We start from the raw sequence: 19,893 nt of genomic DNA, 5'->3' as shown, positions 1-19,893 counted from the left end.
GTTCCAAAATAGCTTTTTGGACAACCTTCTTCTAGTTATTCACCTGACCGTGAAGCCCTTCCCGGACGCTTAACACCCGTTGTTTCTGTTGAATAGGAAGCTTCAATTATAGCAGTTGGATCTACAGAGAGAACGAGATCTTTCATTTTTGGATAAATGAAACGGTTTGTAATACAATAAATAATTCTCTTATGCTCTCCTAAAAAACCACCTTCTCCATGTAGATACGTAACGGATAATTGTAATTCTTTCATTAATAGATCGCCTATTTCTTTATTCTTACCAGAAATAATCATGACGCTCTTACCTTGATTAATACCATCTAATATGAAATCAATCATCTTCGTAACAATATAGAAAATTGCTAATGAAAACATCGCTTGTTCGATTGAAAATAAAATCGCTACAAATATGAAAATAACCGCATTTACAGCAAGTAAAAATGTACTAATCGGTACTTTAAAATGCTTGTTCATCCAAACTGCTAACATTTCTGATCCGTCAATTGCTCCGCCCATTTTTACAACGATCCCAACTCCAACTCCAAATAGAACTCCTCCATAAAGTACAATTAATAATTCCGAAGTCGTAATTGCTGGAAATGGTTTTAAATAAATCAATCCGAGTGTTGTAACAACATTTGCATAAGATGTACGAATAAAGAACTTCTTTCCCATTACCTTTGCAGTAAATAATAAAATTGGAATATTAATTCCTAAGAACACACCATAAAGCGGCAATCCAGCAACTTTATTCGCCATAATCGCAATAGCTGTTACTCCGCCATCTACTAATCCATTAGGTGCTAAAATAAGTTCTAATGAACCCGCTACAATAATGGAGCCAATTGTTAATAATACGTATTCAAATACTTTTCTCATTCATTACCCCCAAAACTTATATATTTTCTTAGTATTATCATAACTAATTTTTTTCGCAAATACAAAGAAATTGCTTTATATACACATATTTTTCACCTTTTTGGTAATTATTATGTAGAATCTCAAACTCTAATACAATATATACAGAAATATTAACTATCCTAATTTTCACTTCTTAATTACATTGTGTTATATAATCAATTTATAGAATTTACAGAAAAATGAACTCATGCTTTTAAACAAAGCTATGAGACTATTATGCCCATTCCTCATCTTGCAGAATGTAGACAGCCTTATCGATATTTGTATCGGTTATTATCCGTTCAAGGTAATGTAAAATTAGAAAAGTAGTTATGTCATTTATCCTATTTTTAATAACGATTGCGAGGGATTATGAAATGAGTATTAAAAAAAAGAAATCTATAACAACAAACGAAATGCAACAAATGAAAGATTTAGCTTATATTTGTGGGCAACACGACCAAATTGATTATTCGTCAGATTTACATGAAAACTTTTTAACTACTCGTAATAAAGAAGAAATAAATGATTTTTTATTTTATGATGATACTCAATTAATCGGTGCACTAAGTATGTATGACTTTGAAAGACCGACAAAACTAGAGCTAATAGGATTCGTTCATCCGAACTATAGAAAACAACAAATAGGCACTACTCTTTTACAAACCGCAATGAAAGAAATACAGAACAGAGAGGTAGATGAAGCCCTTCTTATTATTAATGGCGACTCCACTTCAGGAAAATCATTTGCAGATTACTTAAAATTACCTTATCTATATAGCGAGTATAGTATGAAGTTCAAATCAAAAAAAACACAAAACAAACTGGAGAATACTATACAACTTACCCTTGCACCTACAGCATCACTTCCTGATCTTATCGATGTCTCTAGTAAAGCTTTCGGCGACTCTGTAGAAAATACAGCTATATGGTTACAAAAAATGTTGCATTCCTCTTCTCATCAAGTATACAGTGCTCTTATCAATGACAACGTAATAGGAACAATTACAGTTACTCACCAAGAGCATTTTACTACATTATCAGGATTCGCTGTGCACCCTTTTCATCAAGGACGCGGTTACGGGAAAGATATCCTCACTAATATAGTTCATCGCCTCATTTCTGAAGGTGTTGCAACGATTATACTAGATGTTGAAACAAAAAATAATAATGCTTTGAAGCTTTATACACATTGTGGCTTTGAAATTATAATGAAGCATAATTACTATAACTTGTTACATAGCCCACTTTTCATTTACGACAAATAAAAAAACTGAATCGATATGATTCAGTTTTTTCTTAATATATTTACAACCGCAGTCGTTTCTTCATTTTCTTTATAAACACGTGGAATTCTTCTATCTAACATACACGTAACTTCATAGTTAATTGTACCTAACATATCTGCTATTTCTTCTACTGCAACCTCTTCTTCACCTTGTTTACCGTAAAATACAACTTCGTCTCCTACTTGTACTGGCATTGCTTTCGTAACATCAAGCATAAGCTGGTCCATACAAACACGGCCAATAACAGGTACTCGAACTCCATTGATTAATGCCTGTCCTTTATTAGACAACTGGCGATTATAGCCATCAGCATAACCAATCGGTACAGTTGCAATCCATTCTTCACCAGTTGTTACATACGTATTCCCATAACTTACACCGCGATCCTTCTTTGCATGTTTAATATGAGCTACTTTTGATTTTAACGACAACGCAGGCTGTAAAGAAACTACTGAATGATCCACCTCTTTTGAAGGATACATTCCATAAATTCCAATACCTACACGAACCATATTTTGAAATGTATTGCTAAGTTCCATTGATCCTGCACTATTTGAACTATGAATATATGGGATATGAATTCCTAATTCTTTTGCTATATTAACAGCTTTTTCAAATAAACTTGTTTGCATATTCGTATATGATTTATCAATTTCATCTGCCGTAGAGTAATGTGTAAACATACCTACTACCTCTACATACTCCATACGGTTTAATTCTTCTAAAAATGGTTTAACCTCTTCTTCTTGTAAACCGATACGACTCATTCCTGTATCAATTTTCACTTGAATGCGTGCTTTCTTTTGAAGACGGTTTGCGATTTCATTTATACCTTGTAAATCTTCTATTCTATAGACAGTCATCATAACGTCATATTGAATTGCCTCTTCCGTAGCTGCTACTGATGTATAGCCTAAAATTAAAATCGGCACGTTAATTCCAGCTTCTCTTAACTCTATCGCTTCATCTACAAATGCAACTGCAAGCTGGTTTATTCCTGCTTCAATAGCAGCTTTCGCAACTTCAATCGCCCCGTGGCCATACCCATTCGCTTTTACAGCAGCCATCATTGCAATATTTTCATCATTCACTCGTTTTTTAAATTCTTTTACATTATGTTTTACTGCATTTAAGTCAACTTCAACAATTGTATCTCTTCCATAGTTCAAACTCATTGGTCTAACTCCTAACTCAATAATTGCATTCCATTCTATTTCACGTTTCACATGACCTTTTACAATATAATACTTTTCAATATGCTAGTCAAACTACTAGAATTTTCGGAATTTTTAGTATGATATAATACCCTTAAGAAACTATTATATACGGAGATGAGGAGAATTACAATGTTTGTTCAATCTACATTACATCAACTTAAGGTTGCTGTTGATACTTCTATTCAAATGCTGAATCAATATACTGAAAGTGATTTGAAAATAAAGCCGATTGAATCAAAGCGGTCATTATTTGAAATGTGCACACATCTCGCACTTATTTGCCATGCAGATTTACTCATTTTAAATGGTATTACAGAAAAAGAGTTACATACCTTTTATATAGAACATACCCCTAAAACAATTGCTCATATACAGCAAACAATGCTCCAAGGATATGAGTTACTTTCTAAAACTTTTTTATCCTATTCGGATGAAGAATTAGCGGAAGTTAAGACTGCTTATTGGGGTATTTCTTATTCTCGATTCGAATGGTTGCTTGAAATTGTTGCACACTTTTATCATCATCGTGGACAGATTCATATTTTATTATGCGAGCACGTGAAAGATCTTAACATACCTTTATTTCAATAAAGGTATGTTAGACGACATGAAACTTCTCTAAGGCAAATAAAATGCCACCTTCACTTGATTTCTTCGTAACGTAATCCGCTTTTTTCTTTAACTCTTCATTGCCATTCTTCATCGCGATCCCTAATCCTACATACTGCAACATCTCGATATCATTTCCACCGTCACCAAAAGCAATTGCTTCTGATTTACAAATGTTTAAATGATCCAATACCTTTTGAATAGCAGTTAGTTTTGATACTTTATTATCTTCCAATACATTCATAACGTAACCATGAAAACGTTCAAACGTAAGCATTGGATATCTTTCAAGAAATTTTTGAGCTTCAATTTCATCCCCATACAGACATAAACAATAGACCTCTTCTGACAAATCCCTGCTTTTTTCAGGATACTTTGCTAAATTTAACGTCTCGTTAAGCGCTTGAATTACACGTTCATTATCCGAGGCTATTCCGTTCATTGCAAATTCTTCTGTAAAGTAAGAAACACTATGACCATGTAATTCAGCGAAATTTGAAATATCATGAACAATTTCACTTGAAAGTACCGATTTATGTATTACTTCATCCTCACACTTTATATGTGCACCATTTGCAGAAATAAACGTATTTATGCCCAGCTCTTTAAATTGTGAGCATAAGCTATATGGTCTCCCTGTTGTAACAACTACATGAATCCCTTTATCTATTAACCTTCTTATCGCTTCTTTTGTACTTTCGTGCATACTTCTATCAATCTCACTTAAAAGCGTACCGTCAACATCGAAAAATACAACTTTGTACATAAGTCTCTACATCCCGTCTAAATGATTCGTATCATTAATGAAATGTACCGTTTTTTGTTCATCCTCAATTTCAATTAAACTTATCCCCGTATCTCCCATTTTAAAATAATAGTCCATTGAAATTGGCATTTGGAAAAATGCACGTAATAGACTATTTATTACGCCACCGTGTGCAACGATTGCTATCCGATCATATGTATTCTCTGTCACGATTTTAGAAAAGATTCCTTCTATTCTCATTCGAAATTCGATAAATGATTCTCCATTTTCAAAACGGTCATGTAGAAACTTTGGTTCAGGATATTTCTTTGCTTCTTCAAAAGACAACCCAGCTTGTACTCCATTATTAAACTCCATTAATTCCTCTTCTAATTGAATTGGACATTCGATTGCCGCAGCTAATGTTTCAGCAGTTTCGCGAGCACGCTTTAATGTACTAGCCCAAATGAAATCTGGCGGAAAATCCTTTTTCACTTTCTGTACAAGTCTTTTCACTTGCTGCCTTCCCTTGTCTGTTAACTCAAAGTCAGCTCGTCCTTCATGCACATGTAAAATGTCAGCTTCTGATTCTCCGTGGCGTATTAGTAGTATTTGCATTTGTTCCCACTCCCTGATTCAATATTCGCAAAATTACATTATATCATAATTTTAACTTTCTATAACAAAAAAAGAAACGGTCTCCCGTTCCTCATCCATTTACCTTCTCCGCATCATTCCAATAATACTTACTAAACGCTTCCGTTAACACATCAATCGTGTTATATAATTCATCTAACGTATTATCCACACCACCAACCTCAATTAACATTGCCTTTTTAGATAAATCCTGGTTATAAACGCCATTTCCATCTTTTTTATACTTCGGAAAAATCCCTCTACTTAATCCGTAATAGTTTTCATCTAAATAACTATTGATTGCTCTTGCAATTTTTTCATTTTCAGCACGTCCTTCATTTTCCATTCCAATGATAAAATATAATCTTGCATACGATTTCCCGTTAATTACTTTTGTAGTTACTTTCTTGCGCTGATCGTCACGGTGTATATCAATCGGAAACGCAATTTTATTATTTTGTGCTAATGCCTCTTTTACATATTCATGAGATGCTTTATATGATTGCGGCCATTTCCATTTTTTACTCGCTAATAAATTCCCCATATTCGTTGTATCATGAGTTACTGGAATACCTTGTCCTTCCAGTTGTTCCTTCATCCGTTTCCCTAGTAAGGACACGTTTACATCTGGACTCGATGGATCGGTAGCCCCTGGTAATAACGGATAAAAGGATTCCCAGCTATGTGTATGGTAAATATATACTGCACTTTCCCCTTTTTTCGCTCCGTTCTTTTTCTGTACCGGATTATTCTTTTCCGCTTCTGTAACTTTGTCTTTTGCTACTTCTCGATCTTTCGTTACTTCTTCTATTGGTACACTAGATTCATTGGGGATATTCGTAAAGTTTGTCCCTTCCCCAGCTACGATAATGTTAGAATAATATTTTGACATACCAGGTACTTCTTTACCGACAAATGTTCTTAAATCTTTAATTTTCAAATCTGTCGCAATAGAGAACATTAAATTCCCAACTGACTCCCGTTTATTCTGCTTAAAATAATCAAATCCATAATAGCGATTCTCACTTTCTATCATTTGAACAAAACCTTGCATAGATACTTTTCCAAACCATTGATTCGCATAATTTGATTTCATTGTATGTAAAAGAGACGTTAAAATCGACGCTATAATAATTACTGCTAGTGCATATAAAAAAAGTAACGAAATTAGTTTTTTTCCATGTATACGAGTTGCATACTTTTTCACTATATCACCTTCTTTATACATGAATATGTACAAGCCTTTCGTAATATACGCACTAAAAGAGAAATGACAAGTTTTTATAGCACTTTCGTCTGCATCGTCACTGACATAAATAACGCATGACAAAACTAAGAAATTCATTGCTATATTATGTATCTATATAAATAAAACACCATCACAAGATGGTGTTTTGCCTTATCTATCGCATCTACAATATCGATCCGGTTGACCGCAGCTATTACAACATTCACATGGATATGAATCACACCTTCGACAACAGCGGCAATTTGCCTCTCCACATTCATTACAGCATTCACATGGATAACTGTCACATCGACGGCAACAGCGACAATTCGCCTCTCCACATTCATTACAACATTCACATGGATAACTGTCACATCGACGGCAACAGCGACAATTCGCCTCTCCACATTCATTACAGCATTCGCACGGATAACTATCACATCGACGACAACAACGACATGGATACTGGTCACAAGTTCCGCAGCATTTACAATGGCTTTCAGGCTCATTACAACCGTTACAGCGAACTTCATACTTATCATCTTCATAGTCTCTGTCTCGTTGACTACGTCCTAGAATATCATCAGCTTCATCGACCTTATGTCTATAACCGCTATGCCTTCTGTAAAAGTATGCATCATCCTCTGCTTGTTTCTTTCGATATTCCTCTTCTGACATCCCGCTCTGTTTTTTTGAACTTGCATGAGAAAATCTAGAATTATTTCGGTCGTATTGCACTTCATCATCATATCCATAAAACCCCTCATGTCTTGCATTAGCAACTCTTGTTTTAGGTTCCCTAATTCGTCGGCCATTGTTAAAACCTCTACCATTATTTCTTTCACCATCTAATTCTTCAGAGCTCGCTGAATCAAACAATATTCCTGCTGCTATTAATACAACAAAGAAAGCAAAAGCAGCATAAAAAATCGAATTAGATAGAGCAACAAAGAATAAGATAACAGTACCTAAAAAGAACAACACACTTTTTACATTTCTATTTACAATTGTAGAAAGCACAATAATTAAACCACAAACCAATACTACAGTTGTAGCACTTGGAAGGTCAAAAAAATACCAAATACACGCTACAATTGTTGCTAATATTACTAACATAAAATCCCCCCTGTTTTCCCCTCTTAAAAATCATATGAAATACATTACAAAAAAATATATAATTTTGTTTTTCATTAAAACCGTGCAACTTAATTAAAGTGCGATAGAAACAATTCGCTCCTAATTGCATCTCTATTCATTAAGAAATACCTGGAACAAGAATCTGCTAACTTAAAGAGATTTCTATTTGTTATCCTACTCAAAAATAAAAAGAGAAATGGCATCCCATTTCTCTTCCACACTCTTATTGTTCTTTGTCTGTATTATTCAAAGGGAAATTCTTCGCTTGTTTTTCTTTAAAGATTTCTCCAATCGCCCCAAGAGTACCAAGTGTTTCAATTGCATTAGACGGAATAAATACTTTATTAGCTGGCCCTTTTGCAACTTCAGCTAATGATTCAAATGATTTGTATGCAAGTATACGTTCATCTAAATTTGCTTCTCGAAGTAATTCAATTCGGTTCTGTTCTGCTTTTGCAATTTCCTCAATCGCTCTTGCTTCCCCTTGCGCTTCTAACTCTTTTGCTTCTTTTAAACCTTCAGCTTCTCGAATACGTGCTTCTTTATCCCCTTCAGCCATTAAAATTTTACTTTGCTTTTCCCCTTCAGCACGAAGGACTTTATCTTGTTTCGCTGCCTCAGCTTCTAAAATAATCGCACGTTTATTACGTTCTGCTTTCATTTGTTTTTCCATTGATGCTTGCACGTCTTTTGGCGGATTGATATCGACAACTTCAACACGCTCAATGCGTACGCCCCATTTTTCTGTTGCTTCATCAAGCGCTAAACGAATTTCTGTTGAAATTTTTTCACGACCAGATAACGTTTCATCAAGTTCCATTTTACCAATAATTTGACGCATCGTTGCAGAAGTAATATTACGAACACCATATTCATAGTTAGAAATACCATATGTTGCAAGTTCTGGTTCAACAATTTGATAGAAAATAATTGTATCAATTTCTACTTGTACATTATCTTTCGTAATTACCTTTTGTGGTGGTACATTCGTTTGTTGAATACGTAAGTCATGATATACACGAACGCGATCTACAACTGGGATTAAAATATTTAATCCTGGGTGCATAATACGTTGAAACTTACCAAATCTTTCAACAACCCCAACTTTTTGCTGAGGAATAATTTTAATTGTTAATGCGATAAATGTAACTACAATTAGTGCGAATATAATCGTTAACGTTAATGCTACCATATTTATTCACTCTCCTTTTTCACTTGTAATATAGTACTATGCCTCTTTATAACAACAACTTTTTCTCCAGCCTCAATTGGAGCATCTGCAATAGCTGTCCAAGTATCTCCATCCACTTTCACAATACCATTCACTTCACTTGTAATCGCTTGCATAACGATTCCCTTTCTACCGACAAGCATATCTACTGTATCAGTAAAACCTTTTGCTTCTCGAAAGTTTTTTGAAATTCTTTTCGTAAAGAACGTCAATGTTAAACTTACAATCGCACCAGCAACAACTTGTAAAAATAGCGCATCAGGAGCAAACAAAGCAATAAGACCTCCGACAACAGCTCCAATTCCAAGCCACAACATGTAAAACGTAATCGATAACATTTCTGCTATAAATAAAATACCAGCTATTATAAACCAAATTACCCAACCAGCCATATGCAACCCTCACTTTCTTGCTCATTTTTTATATGTATATGAAGAAACGAATGGTTTATCCGCCCTTTCTCATACATGGGCGTTTGCTACAAGCTATTGTACATATTCGCTGTTACAATAAGTATCAATAAAATGCTATATTAATATATTCTTCATTATACATGAAAATACCTTTCAAAAAATGACAAAAAAATAAATTCTTTCAAAAATCAAATCTCTAAATTATAATAATTTTAACTGTTGTATTATTTTTTAAGAAGGGATGATTCTGATTGCAAAATCGTTCACTGGCTTACTATCTAGGATCGAAAATATGCATTACTCTCGCTGACATCGTATACGTAATGATTATTACAACTCATATTTATATATCAACTAAATCAGCTACTATTACTGCTCTTTTCCCATTATTACAAGTTATCACTAATCTAATTGCTAACATATCTGCACCACTTATCATGAATCGTTTTCCTTCTTTTTCGTTGCTATATATTTTGCAATGGATGAAAACAGCTCTTTTACTGTTATTAACCGTTTTATTTCCCGTCCTTTCCACAAATGTTTTAGCCCTATTAACTTTCATTTTTTTCATTTCATTATGTAGTGGTTGGAGTGCTCCATTATTATACGGCATCCTTCCACGTCTGACGCCACAAGGAAAATTGGTAAAAGTAAATAGTATCTTTTCCTTTTCAACACAAATTACACAAGCAGCCGCTTATTCATTTACAAGTATTGTAGTTCTTCTCATTGGCGTGACTTCTACACTCATGATTAATAATATTTTGATGATTTTCGGATGTATTGCATTGTATTTTTCATTACGTCCCATACATACTGAACGAGTAACAGAGCCTTCCCCTTCAAATAGTACTGCTTTATTAGAAGGCTGGAAACTACTATTTCAACACCCCTCTTTGCGCACAGTTACACTAATGGACTTAATTGAAACTTTCGCAGGAACAATATGGATTGGTGCTATTACGATGGCATATGTAACGACGATTCTTCATAAAGGGGCAGAATGGTGGGGGTATATTAATACAAGTTATTATGTCGGCACGTTAATTGGCGGGATATTAGCATGGAAAATGAGTACATACATTCAAAATAATTTAATACGCTCCATGGCGATAGGTTCTCTTATGTTTAGTATTCTTACATTTTTATATGGTATGACAAGCAGCGGGTTTATTGCGCTATTCCTATGTATTCTAATGGGACCATGTTACCAAATTAGAGATATTTCTCAAACGACTGTTTTACAATCTAGTGTCGCTCCTTCTCTATTATCAAAAATGTATACAGCTCACGGTGCTCTTCTCTCGACAGCTTCTGGCCTTTCTATGCTTAGCGTTGGAATTATTACCGATATTTTCGGTGTTCGTACTATTTATATCATCGCTTCTTTTCTTATTTTATGTTCTGCTTGTTTATCTTTTAGCTTATTAAAATATGATAAGACAGATCAGAAAGATATTTCAATGTAATCAATAAAGTAAAAAGGACAGGAACTCCTGTCCTTTTTGTATATTCTATTTATGACAAACCCGGAATTTTTCTATGTTCTGTCGCTTGTTCAAAAGCATATGCTAGTTTAATCAAGGTCCCCTCAGAAAAAGCAGTGCTTGCAAGCGTAATTCCAAACGGTCTCCCGTTATCCATATATCCCGCTGGTATTGCTATAGACGGATAACCCGCTTTCGCACATATAGTGGAGCCGATATAGGAAGGGAATAGTATCGCATCGAGATTATATTTTTTCAGTACAAAGTCAATACCTTGGTTTTGTGAAAAATATATATCTTCTAATCTCGCATTTAAATATTCTGGATTTCTTAACGTATTAGAAAAATCTTTTCTTCTCTCTAACTTAGTCTGTCCATATTTCAGAGCTCTTTCTGCTATATTTTCATTAAACTCCATTAACTCCGAAATAGAATGCACTGGTATAGTTGAAGGTAATTTCGAAAGATAGTTATCTAAACTATGCTTTAATTCATAGAGCGATACACCCCAGCTCCATTCTCTATGAAAAGACGGAATATTAATATCCTCTACTACCGTCGCACCCTTACTACGTAATACTTCAATTGTTTCCTTAAACAATTTCTCATCATACTCACCAGATTCATAATAATCTTTTGGGGCGTTGTTATATACACCAATCTTTGTTCCATTTAAACCGTTAACATCCAGATACTTTGTATAATCATGTTCTGCTATACCTTCACTTTTATGAGTAGCTACATCTTTCTCATCTACCCCAGTTAACCCTCCTAGTAAAATAGCAGCATCCGTTACTGTTCTAGCAAATGGACCGGCTGTATCTTGCGAGTACGTAAACGGAATAATGCCTCTACGACTAATTAAACCGACAGTCGGTTTAATACCGACTACAGAGTTTTGAACAGCTGGACTCAAAATAGAACCATCCGTTTCTGTTCCAACCGATACTACTGTAAAGTTAGCAGCAACTGCTATGGCAGATCCTGTACTAGAGCCGCCAACAAACATATCATCCTCACCTGTACCGTAAGGGTTTATTGTTTGTCCACCTCTTGCACTATATCCAGCCCACATTTCAAATGACATTGCATTCGCTAATTCTGTCATATTTGTTTTCCCAATTATCACTGCTCCTGCTTCTCGCAGTTTCGTAACGAGAAATGCATCTTCACTACTTATATGTTGTTCTAGAGCGATCGTGCCTGCACTTGTATGCATGGAGTCACTCGTTTCAATATTGTCTTTAAGTAAAACAGGTATACCATGCATTGAACCTCTTATACCTTTTGTCTTTCTTTCATGATCTAGCGCTTCCGCAATAAAGATAGCGTCTGGATTAATTTCTAAAATTGAATTGATTTTCGGTCCGTCTTGATCATACTTTGCGATTCTATGAAGATAATACATGACTAGTTCTTTTGAAGTTAACTTTCCATCTTCCATCGTTGCTTGTATATCATGAATTGTTAATTCTTTTCGTAATAGTGCATTGAACTGCATCTCCATTTTCATTCTCCTTTTATAAAACCTTTTATTGATAACATGTCCCCATTACTTTTTCATTTTCTCCGCTCCTCGCATATACAACTTCAATCCCTTTAATAGAATTCAACTCACTAATGTACAAACCTTTTATTTCCTGAAAAATAAAAATAGTCCGAAACGAATAAATCTACGTTTCAGACTATTTTATTACTGTGCGTATACTTCATCTAACAAATGTACAAACTCACCTTGTTTCCCAGCTAATTCAGGGCATTTGGCAATATCAATCCATTCGTAGCAAAATACTAAACCTTCATCTTCCTCACCGGCACTTACAATATGTTCCCAACCATCTTTTACATCTGTTAGTAATGTTACGTGGAAGAAATGGCGTTTTTGATATTCCTTTTTTTCTTTCACATGTATGATGTAATCAGCTAGAAACCTTTCTATGCATAAATGACGTAATCCAGATTCTTCTTGTACTTCACGTAAAAGTGCTGCTTCTAACGTTTCTCCTTCATCAACTGTTCCCCCTGGTACTTGTATACCAGCTTCAGGTATATCACGATGTTTAAAAATAAGCAGTTGCATAACTCCTTCTTTTTCTCTTGTCACATATGCGTGTACTTTTTTCTTATATAACACCGTCATAATCCTTCTCTCCCCTCAATTGTTCACTGCGTTACTTCTTCAAGTGTCAGTTGATTTTCATATAAATATGTAGCTTGTGGGTTCCCCACATACCTTACATGCCATGGTTCATATCGATAGCCAGTAAGCGATTCTTTCTCTTTTGTATATCGAATGACAAAACCAAATTTATGGGCATTTTCGGAAAGCCACTGCCCTTCTTTCGTTTCACCAAAAATTGTCTCTAACTGAAACTTAGCCGATTGAGATGTAATATCCATAGCTAGTCCTGTTTGATGTTCACTCGTTCCAGGAACTGCACTCGACATTGCTGTTTTTGCTTCCCCATCTTGTTTTTTATACATCGTATTTAACGCTTTTTGTCGATCAAAAGATCTAAATCCAGAGACTGCAAAAAGGAAAATATGCTCCTTATCCGCTTGCTGAAACATTTCCTCAAGCGCACTGGCTGCCTCTTCCCTCATTTTTTTCTTTTCTTGATCACCTTCACTTGAGTAGCGTACTTTCGGAATAACTAAATCTGGCGGTCTATACCCATCTGGTAAACGCCTACTTTTATTTACAAGCACAAGCATTGAATTCGGATTACTAATTACCGCAATATCACCATCCATATTCGCAATCGTTTCTTTCGCTTTCGGAAATATGTTATTTACATTTACCTCACGCGCCTGCTTATCCTTATACATTTTATAATTGATTCCTGCTACTCCAACAATGAGTATCGCCGCTACGATACCAAGTAGTACCCATCTTTTTTTCATATAACGACCTCTTATTTTAATAATTTGGCCATTTCATACTCATCGATGTCCTTTCCATCGATAATAAGAGCAGCTCTTTTGACACCTTCTTTCTCAAATCCAGCTTTTTTATATAGTGCCTGAGCTCTTGTATTGTGGGCCATTACCGTTAATTCTAAACGCCATACATCATGTAATCTTGCCCACTTCTCGACCTCTTTAAACAATCTAGTCCCAATACCTCGCCCGCTATACTCTTGCAATATACCAATTACAATGGCTGCAACATGTCTCTTTCTTTGAATATTATTTCCATCCACTAAAATAAACCCTACTATTCTCTCGTCTTCAATGGCTACAAATATTGTTGCATATTCATTTTCTACAAATCGATGTATCATTTGTTCTTGTTGCTCAGTTGTAGCTGTTCTTTCTCCTGGTTCGTATAGCATAAATTTCGTTTCTTCATCTAATTGCTTACTCAATTGCAAAAATGATGCTGCATCTTCTACCTTGATTTCCCTAATCACTTCAATCACCCTACCAATCTCATAATAAAAAGTTTTCCTTGTAAAAAGATTTTCTCTACTTTCCTGAAAATCCCTCTGCAAATCTCCCAGTATAATTTGACAAATTTCGATATTACTATAACGACGACAAATTATGTCTATTCTGTGACGTCTCATCCATACAAAAAAACGCAAGTATTACACTCACGTTTTTCAGACTTTCCCACTAATTTAAGTTTTACTTTATCCATTCACTTTTTCCGCCTGCCAAAAATACTCTCCAAATGCTTTAGCAAGTGCATCAATTGATCGATTTAATTCTTCCTCTGTATTGTCTACTCCGCCAACTTCTATTAATATCGCTTGCCCTGATAAATCTTGATTATAGACACCATTTCCTGTTTGGAATCCTTTTTGAATAACACCACGACTCACTCCTGGATATTTCTTATTAATTTCTTCATGAAGAGCTGTTGCTAATTGCAAGTTCTTTTCATAATTTTTATTACCTTTTCCAATCACGAATGCGAGTTTAGCGTATGATTTATCTCCAATTGTTTTTGTTGTTACATTTTTCCGAGCACTATCACGGTGTAAATCGAAGAAGTATTGCAATTCTTTATTGCCGGTCATTGCTTCTTGCACAATTTCCCGTGACAATTTGTAAGAACTATTACTATTTAACCCTTTACTAATCAACTTTTGACCGACATCAGTCTTGTCGTTTATAGATCCGATCCCTTCGCTTTCTAACTGTTCACGAAATCGATCGCCAACTATTGAAATATTGGTTACGGAACTTGTCGCTTTATTTGGATTTGGATCATTTGCTAAATTTAATAACGGCAAATAAGATTCCCAGCTATGCGAATGATATATAAATGCAACTTGTCGTTTCCCTGTCGTTTGAGACGGTTGTTTTTTCTCTTTGTTCGCATCAGGCTTTGGAGCTTGTCCACCTTCCCCAGTCCGTTCTTTTACTACTTCTTCAAGGGGAACGCTCGACTCTATCGGTAAGTTAGAATAATTTGTCCCTTCACCGGCAATAACAATTTCTGTATCATACTTACCAAACCCTGGTAGCTCTTTCCCAACAAAACTGCGTACATCGTTAAAACGAATATTCGTAGCCATAGAAAAAAGAAACGAAGAAATTGAAAAATCTTGATTCAAATTTCGATACTCCTGTGTAAAATAATGATTCTCTTTCCCAAGAACATACATGTAACCATTCATCGATAACTCATTTAACCAATTATATAAATACGTTGACTTTGTCTCTTTCATAGAGGTTACCATCATACTAATAAGAAAAAAAGTCGCTAGTACTGTCGCAATAATAAATAAAACTAGTTTACGTACACTTGTGAATTTCACATAAAAAAAGCCTCGATTCATACTATCACCCTCTCTATTTCAAGTTATGTACAAGCTCTAGAGAATAGACCGTATAAATTTCGGCTATATTGTTAATGAGGTGAAATGAATTGAAGCTCTTAATCGGAATATTACCAATCGTTCTATCGTATATTTTTTATTTACTTGCTAAACACCCTACAATCCGTATTGCACTACATATTTGTGCGTACTTGGCACTGTATGTACTCGGTACAATTCTTTCTATTAATATATATGACGTTCTAATACAAAACCTTGTTTTCATGACAAGTATTCATGCAATTTTACTAAATCCATTTTTTCTTATATCAGGAGCGTATATAGGTATATACACTTTATACCTACTCTTGTCTTACATTATTACAAATATTAAAAATGGAGCGTAATGAAATGCGACCACCGTTTATCTGTCATACATGCAAAAAAAGAATTGTGCGAAAGAAAGATATTATTACTACTACACGGTACTTCCAATTTTATTTATTTCACAACAGTTGTTTTAAACAGCAACAACTGTATGCTTCATATTTTATCCCTATAAATACACTTTTTAATTTCTTTCTTATCATATACGGACTTATTGTTGGGAGCATTCTTATGATTACAACGCCATCTATCATTTGGCTTATTGTTTTACTCCCTATCTCATATCGGTTTCTTTCATATTATTATGTTGAACGTTTTTTCTCTACATAACTTGTAGACTCGCCTTTAGGAATACTTAAACACTCCCACTCATTTTCTTTTAACATTTTACCGATGTAAATCATTTGTCCAATATGTAAAGCATAATGAGAAACTTGCCTTTCAATTGCTTGCATGACAGTATGTGCTTCACCACGAATATATACCGTCTTTAATAGGTGTTCCGGCGTTATAACATTCATCGTTTTAAAAACATATTCCCATCCTTCTTGCCACGCTGCAAGGGCTTCTTCTTTTGAATGATAGCCGCCCTCAAATTCAGCATCTCGATTACGATCTGTTTTTTCACCATCAGATATTAAAAAATCCGTCCATCTCGAACGCATATTACCATGTAAATGTTTAATAATAATCGCAATGCTATTTGATTCTACATGTGAAGACCAATGAATTTGTTCATAGGTTAATTGAGAAAGTACCCGTTCCCCTTGCTTCTTTGTTGCTTTAAAATTCGAAATGGCACATTGTAAATATTCTTGTCCGATATCCATATTTTCCCGCCTTTACACTAACTAATTTTTGTTCCATTTGGTAATTCCATACTAGGCTGAAGTAATACAACATCACCTGCTTCAGGAACTCCGCCCAATACAAGCACTTCTGATTTAAATCCCGCTACACGCTTCGGCGGAAAATTTACAATTGCAACGATTTGTTGACCAACTAAATCTTCCGGATTGTATCTCTTCGTAATTTGAGCACTTGACTGCTTTATTCCAAGTCCTCCAAAGTCAATCTCTAGTTTAATTGCTGGGACTCTTGCTTCGTTAAATTCCTCTGCATGTATCACAGTTCCAATTCGTAAATCTAAATTTAAAAAATCTTCAAAATTAGCCATTGTAACATCCCTCCCAATTATTACTTAGACAAAATACAAAAATCCCCTTCAAAAAAAGAAAGGCGCCTAAGCACCTTTCTTTTGCATTTCACTTGATTCATTCGATTTATAGAAGAAGAAACCGAGCACCCCGCCAATACACGCTGGGATTAACCACCCTATGCCTTCTTTATATAAAGGTAACATTTGTAATACATTTGAAATTGCATCCATTTTGATATTTGCACTTTCTAAACCATTAAATATGCTAACGGACAAGGCACCTAGTATTGCCCCAATATAAATTGTATTACGCTTTCCTATCCACTTATGGAAATACGAAAGAACGATTAATACAATTGCAACTGGATAAATGATCATTAACACTGGTAAAGTTACTGTGATTAATTGTGTTAATCCTAGATTCGATACAATTAAACTAAATCCACATACTAACGTTACAATCGTTTTATGTGAAAATTTCGGGAATAAGTTTGAAAAGAACCCTGCACACGCAGATGTTAATCCAACAGAAGTTGTTAAACATGCAAGTGTAATTACAAGTGCTAATAAAATCTTACCGCTCGTTCCATATAACTCATTTACAACATTCGTTAAAATAAGCCCACCGTTTTCTGAGACACCAAGTGATGTACTTGTTGAACCAAGATAAGCTAGTGATAAATAGATTAACGTTAAACCGAGTACAGCAATAATACCTGATACGACAGTTATTTTCGCAATTTGACTACTCTCTTTTATCCCTTTCGAACGGATAACTTGCACAACGACAATTCCAAATACGAGAGCACTAATTGCATCCATCGTTAAATACCCTTGAATAAATCCACCAAAGAAGGCATTTTCATTGTATGCAGCTAGCGGCGCAGCTGGTTCTCCAATCGGATCAATTATCGCCTTTCCAACAATAACAGCAACAATGAATACTAATAATGGTGTAAGAAACTTTCCAAACCAATCCACTAATTTAGATGGATTTAATGATAAATACCACGTAATTCCAAAGAAAACTACAGTGTAAAGAAACAGCATGTACCACTCTGAAACCATTGCCTCTGATAAAAACGGCTTCATACCCATTTCAAACGAAACGGCTCCAGTTCGCGGAATCGCGAAGAATGGTCCAATTGCTAAATAACTAACCAATGGGAAAATAAACGCGAATATAGGGTGAACTCTAGAAGATAGCGCTTTCAAGTCCCCCTCTACAAACGCGACAGCTGTTACAGCTAATAGGGGTAATCCGACTCCCGTTACAAGGAATCCTATTGTAGCAATCCAAACATTCTCTCCTGCTTGTTGCCCTAAAACTGGCGGGAAAATTAAATTTCCTGCTCCTAAAAATAATGCAAACAACATTAAACCAATTGCTACCGTATCACCTGGCCTTAAACGTCCCTTCATACTTTTCATTTGCATAGCACTTTTTCATTGTTTATCTCTATTTTTACAATATGCTATGCATCCTCCTCTCTGCTCAAGATGATAATAGATGCCCCTTACAAAGCAGTGTCTTTCTCCATAATTTCTCCATTCCCCTTATTATTACTCTAATTATTAATACAATTGTTGATTTTTGATTTTTTTGAATATTTAAGTCATTAGAGTATTATTGCGTGGAGTTTAGTTGTCAGACCTCTTTGTTTTTATCACAAATATAGTAACATATTTAGTTGAAAAATAAAAACATATTTTCAAATTGATTTTTTTGAAAATCAAAATTGTCTACTTTTTCACTCTTTCACACAAATTTGATTCAGTCACTACACTATTTTAAATTTATTATTTTAAAATAACTCTATATAGAAATCATAGCAAAAGCCATCCAACATAATTAGATGGCTTTTGTAAGTTACTCTATCGTTTCAACTTCACGTGGATTATTCATCTCTTCTACATACACAACCCTAAATCCGTGATCTTCTAAATCTTTCAATAACGGTTCTAATTCACCATCGTTAAACTCTTCTCCTAATGTAAACATAATTCTACGAACTAATAATGCATCATTATCAAAAGTCATTAAACTTTGGATGCCAGTATATTTTTTTAACACTGTCGATAACTTTTGGATCGCTCCATTATAATCTTGCGTTCCAATCATAACAGAGTATTTACTAGAATGAACGCCCCATGCATCCTCTAATAACTCAAAAACTTTCTTATGGGTTAAAATTCCTAGGAACACTCCTTTTTCGTCAATGACTGATAAATAAGGTAGTTTTTTAATTGTAAAAAAGACTTTAAAGAAAGAAGAATCTTCTCTCACATATCCATCTTTATCGTTCAATAATTGTAATACACTTTCTTCTAGTGATCCTTTATATTCTAAAATATCTACTTTATATATATTCCCTAAAAATTTTCCTTTTTTTTCATCTAAAACTGGTACACAACGATAGCCAGTTTTATTTAAATGCTCTAGCGCTTCCCCTATTGTAATTGAACTTGAGCAAAATAAAACTTCCCTTTTCAGCACATAATTCCCTTTAATCCTCATAAATAGCCTCCTTATGTTAAAATACTTTCTGTGCCATAACTATATTATATTTTCAGAAAAAAATAAATAATTTATTTTATTTTTCTGAAAATTATTCTTTTTCTTGTCATAATTTATTCATGAATCCTTCACTTGCATATTTTTCACTATCAACCTTCTCTCTGAA

The 19,893-nt window shown here is 34.6% G+C and carries 22 protein-coding genes and 1 pseudogene; 6 read left to right on the top strand and 17 right to left on the bottom strand.

What is annotated here, in order from left to right:
* Positions 1 to 35: 35 nt before the first annotated feature.
* A complete protein-coding gene (locus ACQKNI_RS15650) occupies positions 36 to 881 on the bottom strand; it encodes a YitT family protein (RefSeq protein ID WP_088230477.1) in 846 nt (281 codons plus the stop codon).
* Positions 882 to 1,109: 228 nt separating this feature from the next.
* On the opposite strand from ACQKNI_RS15650, the pseudogene ACQKNI_RS15645 reads away from it, so the two are divergent.
* Positions 1,110 to 1,232 (top strand): annotated as a pseudogene (locus ACQKNI_RS15645) (nitrate reductase); the annotation flags it as partial.
* Positions 1,233 to 1,279: 47 nt separating this feature from the next.
* A complete protein-coding gene (locus tag ACQKNI_RS15640; RefSeq protein WP_098252264.1) occupies positions 1,280 to 2,170 on the top strand; it encodes a GNAT family N-acetyltransferase in 891 nt (296 codons plus the stop codon).
* Positions 2,171 to 2,190: 20 nt separating this feature from the next.
* Here ACQKNI_RS15640 and alr read toward each other — a convergent pair whose 3' ends face one another.
* Entirely contained in the window at positions 2,191 to 3,366 is a 1,176-nt protein-coding gene (alr, locus tag ACQKNI_RS15635) for an alanine racemase (RefSeq protein ID WP_088230479.1), read from the bottom strand.
* 171 nt (positions 3,367 to 3,537) lie between these two features.
* Here alr and ACQKNI_RS15630 point away from each other — a divergent pair, with 171 nt between their 5' ends.
* Complete coding sequence (locus ACQKNI_RS15630) at positions 3,538 to 3,999, top strand: DinB family protein (protein WP_088230480.1); 462 nt, start codon at positions 3,538 to 3,540, stop codon at positions 3,997 to 3,999.
* 7 nt (positions 4,000 to 4,006) lie between these two features.
* Here ACQKNI_RS15630 and ACQKNI_RS15625 read toward each other — a convergent pair whose 3' ends face one another.
* The 6 genes from ACQKNI_RS15625 to ACQKNI_RS15600 all read right to left on the bottom strand — a co-directional run bounded on the left by ACQKNI_RS15625 (position 4,007) and on the right by ACQKNI_RS15600 (position 9,386).
* Entirely contained in the window at positions 4,007 to 4,783 is a 777-nt protein-coding gene (locus ACQKNI_RS15625) for a Cof-type HAD-IIB family hydrolase (protein WP_088230481.1), read from the bottom strand.
* Between the two features lie 6 nt (positions 4,784 to 4,789).
* Positions 4,790 to 5,380 carry a histidine phosphatase family protein gene (locus ACQKNI_RS15620; protein WP_088230482.1) on the bottom strand — a complete coding sequence of 197 codons (591 nt, stop codon included), beginning with the start codon at positions 5,378 to 5,380 and terminating at the stop codon, positions 4,790 to 4,792.
* 91 nt (positions 5,381 to 5,471) lie between these two features.
* Positions 5,472 to 6,626: a stage II sporulation protein P gene (gene spoIIP / locus ACQKNI_RS15615; protein ID WP_098252263.1), complete on the bottom strand. Its 1,155-nt coding sequence runs from the start codon at positions 6,624 to 6,626 to the stop codon at positions 5,472 to 5,474.
* A gap of 119 nt (positions 6,627 to 6,745) precedes the next feature.
* Positions 6,746 to 7,066: a hypothetical protein gene (locus tag ACQKNI_RS15610; RefSeq protein WP_179884715.1), complete on the bottom strand. Its 321-nt coding sequence runs from the start codon at positions 7,064 to 7,066 to the stop codon at positions 6,746 to 6,748.
* Between the two features lie 920 nt (positions 7,067 to 7,986).
* Positions 7,987 to 8,955: an SPFH domain-containing protein gene (locus ACQKNI_RS15605; protein ID WP_098252262.1), complete on the bottom strand. Its 969-nt coding sequence runs from the start codon at positions 8,953 to 8,955 to the stop codon at positions 7,987 to 7,989.
* Between the two features lie 2 nt (positions 8,956 to 8,957).
* On the bottom strand, positions 8,958 to 9,386 hold the full coding sequence (locus tag ACQKNI_RS15600; protein ID WP_098252261.1) for an NfeD family protein: 429 nt from the start codon (positions 9,384 to 9,386) through the stop codon (positions 8,958 to 8,960).
* A 272-nt stretch (positions 9,387 to 9,658) separates the two neighbouring features.
* Between ACQKNI_RS15600 and ACQKNI_RS15595 the strand changes: the two genes are divergently transcribed.
* A complete protein-coding gene (locus ACQKNI_RS15595; RefSeq protein WP_098252260.1) occupies positions 9,659 to 10,876 on the top strand; it encodes an MFS transporter in 1,218 nt (405 codons plus the stop codon).
* 49 nt (positions 10,877 to 10,925) lie between these two features.
* Here ACQKNI_RS15595 and ACQKNI_RS15590 read toward each other — a convergent pair whose 3' ends face one another.
* From ACQKNI_RS15590 to spoIIP (ACQKNI_RS15570), 5 genes are all read right to left on the bottom strand, one after another.
* Positions 10,926 to 12,401 carry an amidase family protein gene (locus tag ACQKNI_RS15590; RefSeq protein ID WP_427282489.1) on the bottom strand — a complete coding sequence of 492 codons (1,476 nt, stop codon included), beginning with the start codon at positions 12,399 to 12,401 and terminating at the stop codon, positions 10,926 to 10,928.
* A gap of 186 nt (positions 12,402 to 12,587) precedes the next feature.
* The gene (locus tag ACQKNI_RS15585; protein ID WP_088230488.1) at positions 12,588 to 13,034 is read right to left on the bottom strand and encodes an NUDIX hydrolase; all 447 of its coding nucleotides are present in this window, start codon (positions 13,032 to 13,034) and stop codon (positions 12,588 to 12,590) included.
* A 23-nt stretch (positions 13,035 to 13,057) separates the two neighbouring features.
* On the bottom strand, positions 13,058 to 13,798 hold the full coding sequence (locus ACQKNI_RS15580) for a M15 family metallopeptidase (RefSeq protein ID WP_088230489.1): 741 nt from the start codon (positions 13,796 to 13,798) through the stop codon (positions 13,058 to 13,060).
* A gap of 11 nt (positions 13,799 to 13,809) precedes the next feature.
* Positions 13,810 to 14,307: a GNAT family N-acetyltransferase gene (locus ACQKNI_RS15575; RefSeq protein WP_140417338.1), complete on the bottom strand. Its 498-nt coding sequence runs from the start codon at positions 14,305 to 14,307 to the stop codon at positions 13,810 to 13,812.
* 222 nt (positions 14,308 to 14,529) lie between these two features.
* Entirely contained in the window at positions 14,530 to 15,684 is a 1,155-nt protein-coding gene (gene spoIIP, locus ACQKNI_RS15570; protein WP_088230491.1) for a stage II sporulation protein SpoIIP, read from the bottom strand.
* Between the two features lie 89 nt (positions 15,685 to 15,773).
* On the opposite strand from spoIIP (ACQKNI_RS15570), the gene ACQKNI_RS15565 reads away from it, so the two are divergent.
* Entirely contained in the window at positions 15,774 to 16,070 is a 297-nt protein-coding gene (locus tag ACQKNI_RS15565; protein ID WP_088230492.1) for a hypothetical protein, read from the top strand.
* Positions 16,071 to 16,074: 4 nt separating this feature from the next.
* A complete protein-coding gene (locus tag ACQKNI_RS15560; RefSeq protein ID WP_140417339.1) occupies positions 16,075 to 16,380 on the top strand; it encodes a permease in 306 nt (101 codons plus the stop codon).
* On the opposite strand, the gene ACQKNI_RS15555 is transcribed toward ACQKNI_RS15560, so the two are convergent.
* The 4 genes from ACQKNI_RS15555 to cbpA form a co-directional block, all read right to left on the bottom strand.
* Entirely contained in the window at positions 16,353 to 16,880 is a 528-nt protein-coding gene (locus ACQKNI_RS15555; protein ID WP_088230494.1) for a DUF1572 domain-containing protein, read from the bottom strand. The two genes, ACQKNI_RS15560 and ACQKNI_RS15555, sit on opposite strands and share 28 nt — an antisense overlap.
* A gap of 17 nt (positions 16,881 to 16,897) precedes the next feature.
* A complete protein-coding gene (gene csaA, locus ACQKNI_RS15550; protein WP_088230495.1) occupies positions 16,898 to 17,227 on the bottom strand; it encodes a chaperone CsaA in 330 nt (109 codons plus the stop codon).
* Between the two features lie 66 nt (positions 17,228 to 17,293).
* On the bottom strand, positions 17,294 to 18,631 hold the full coding sequence (brnQ4, locus tag ACQKNI_RS15545; RefSeq protein WP_098252310.1) for a branched-chain amino acid transport system II carrier protein BrnQ4: 1,338 nt from the start codon (positions 18,629 to 18,631) through the stop codon (positions 17,294 to 17,296).
* Positions 18,632 to 19,079: 448 nt separating this feature from the next.
* Positions 19,080 to 19,727, bottom strand: coding sequence for a cyclic di-AMP binding protein CbpA (gene cbpA, locus ACQKNI_RS15540; protein WP_088230497.1), 648 nt, complete (start codon positions 19,725 to 19,727; stop codon positions 19,080 to 19,082).
* Between the last annotated feature and the right edge of the window lie 166 nt (positions 19,728 to 19,893).

Source organism: Bacillus sp. NPDC094064 (genome assembly GCF_050279585.1).
GTDB lineage: Bacteria > Bacillota > Bacilli > Bacillales > Bacillaceae_G > Bacillus_A.
Note: the sequence above shows the minus strand (reverse complement) of the source record. Positions and strands in the feature narration are given on the sequence as shown.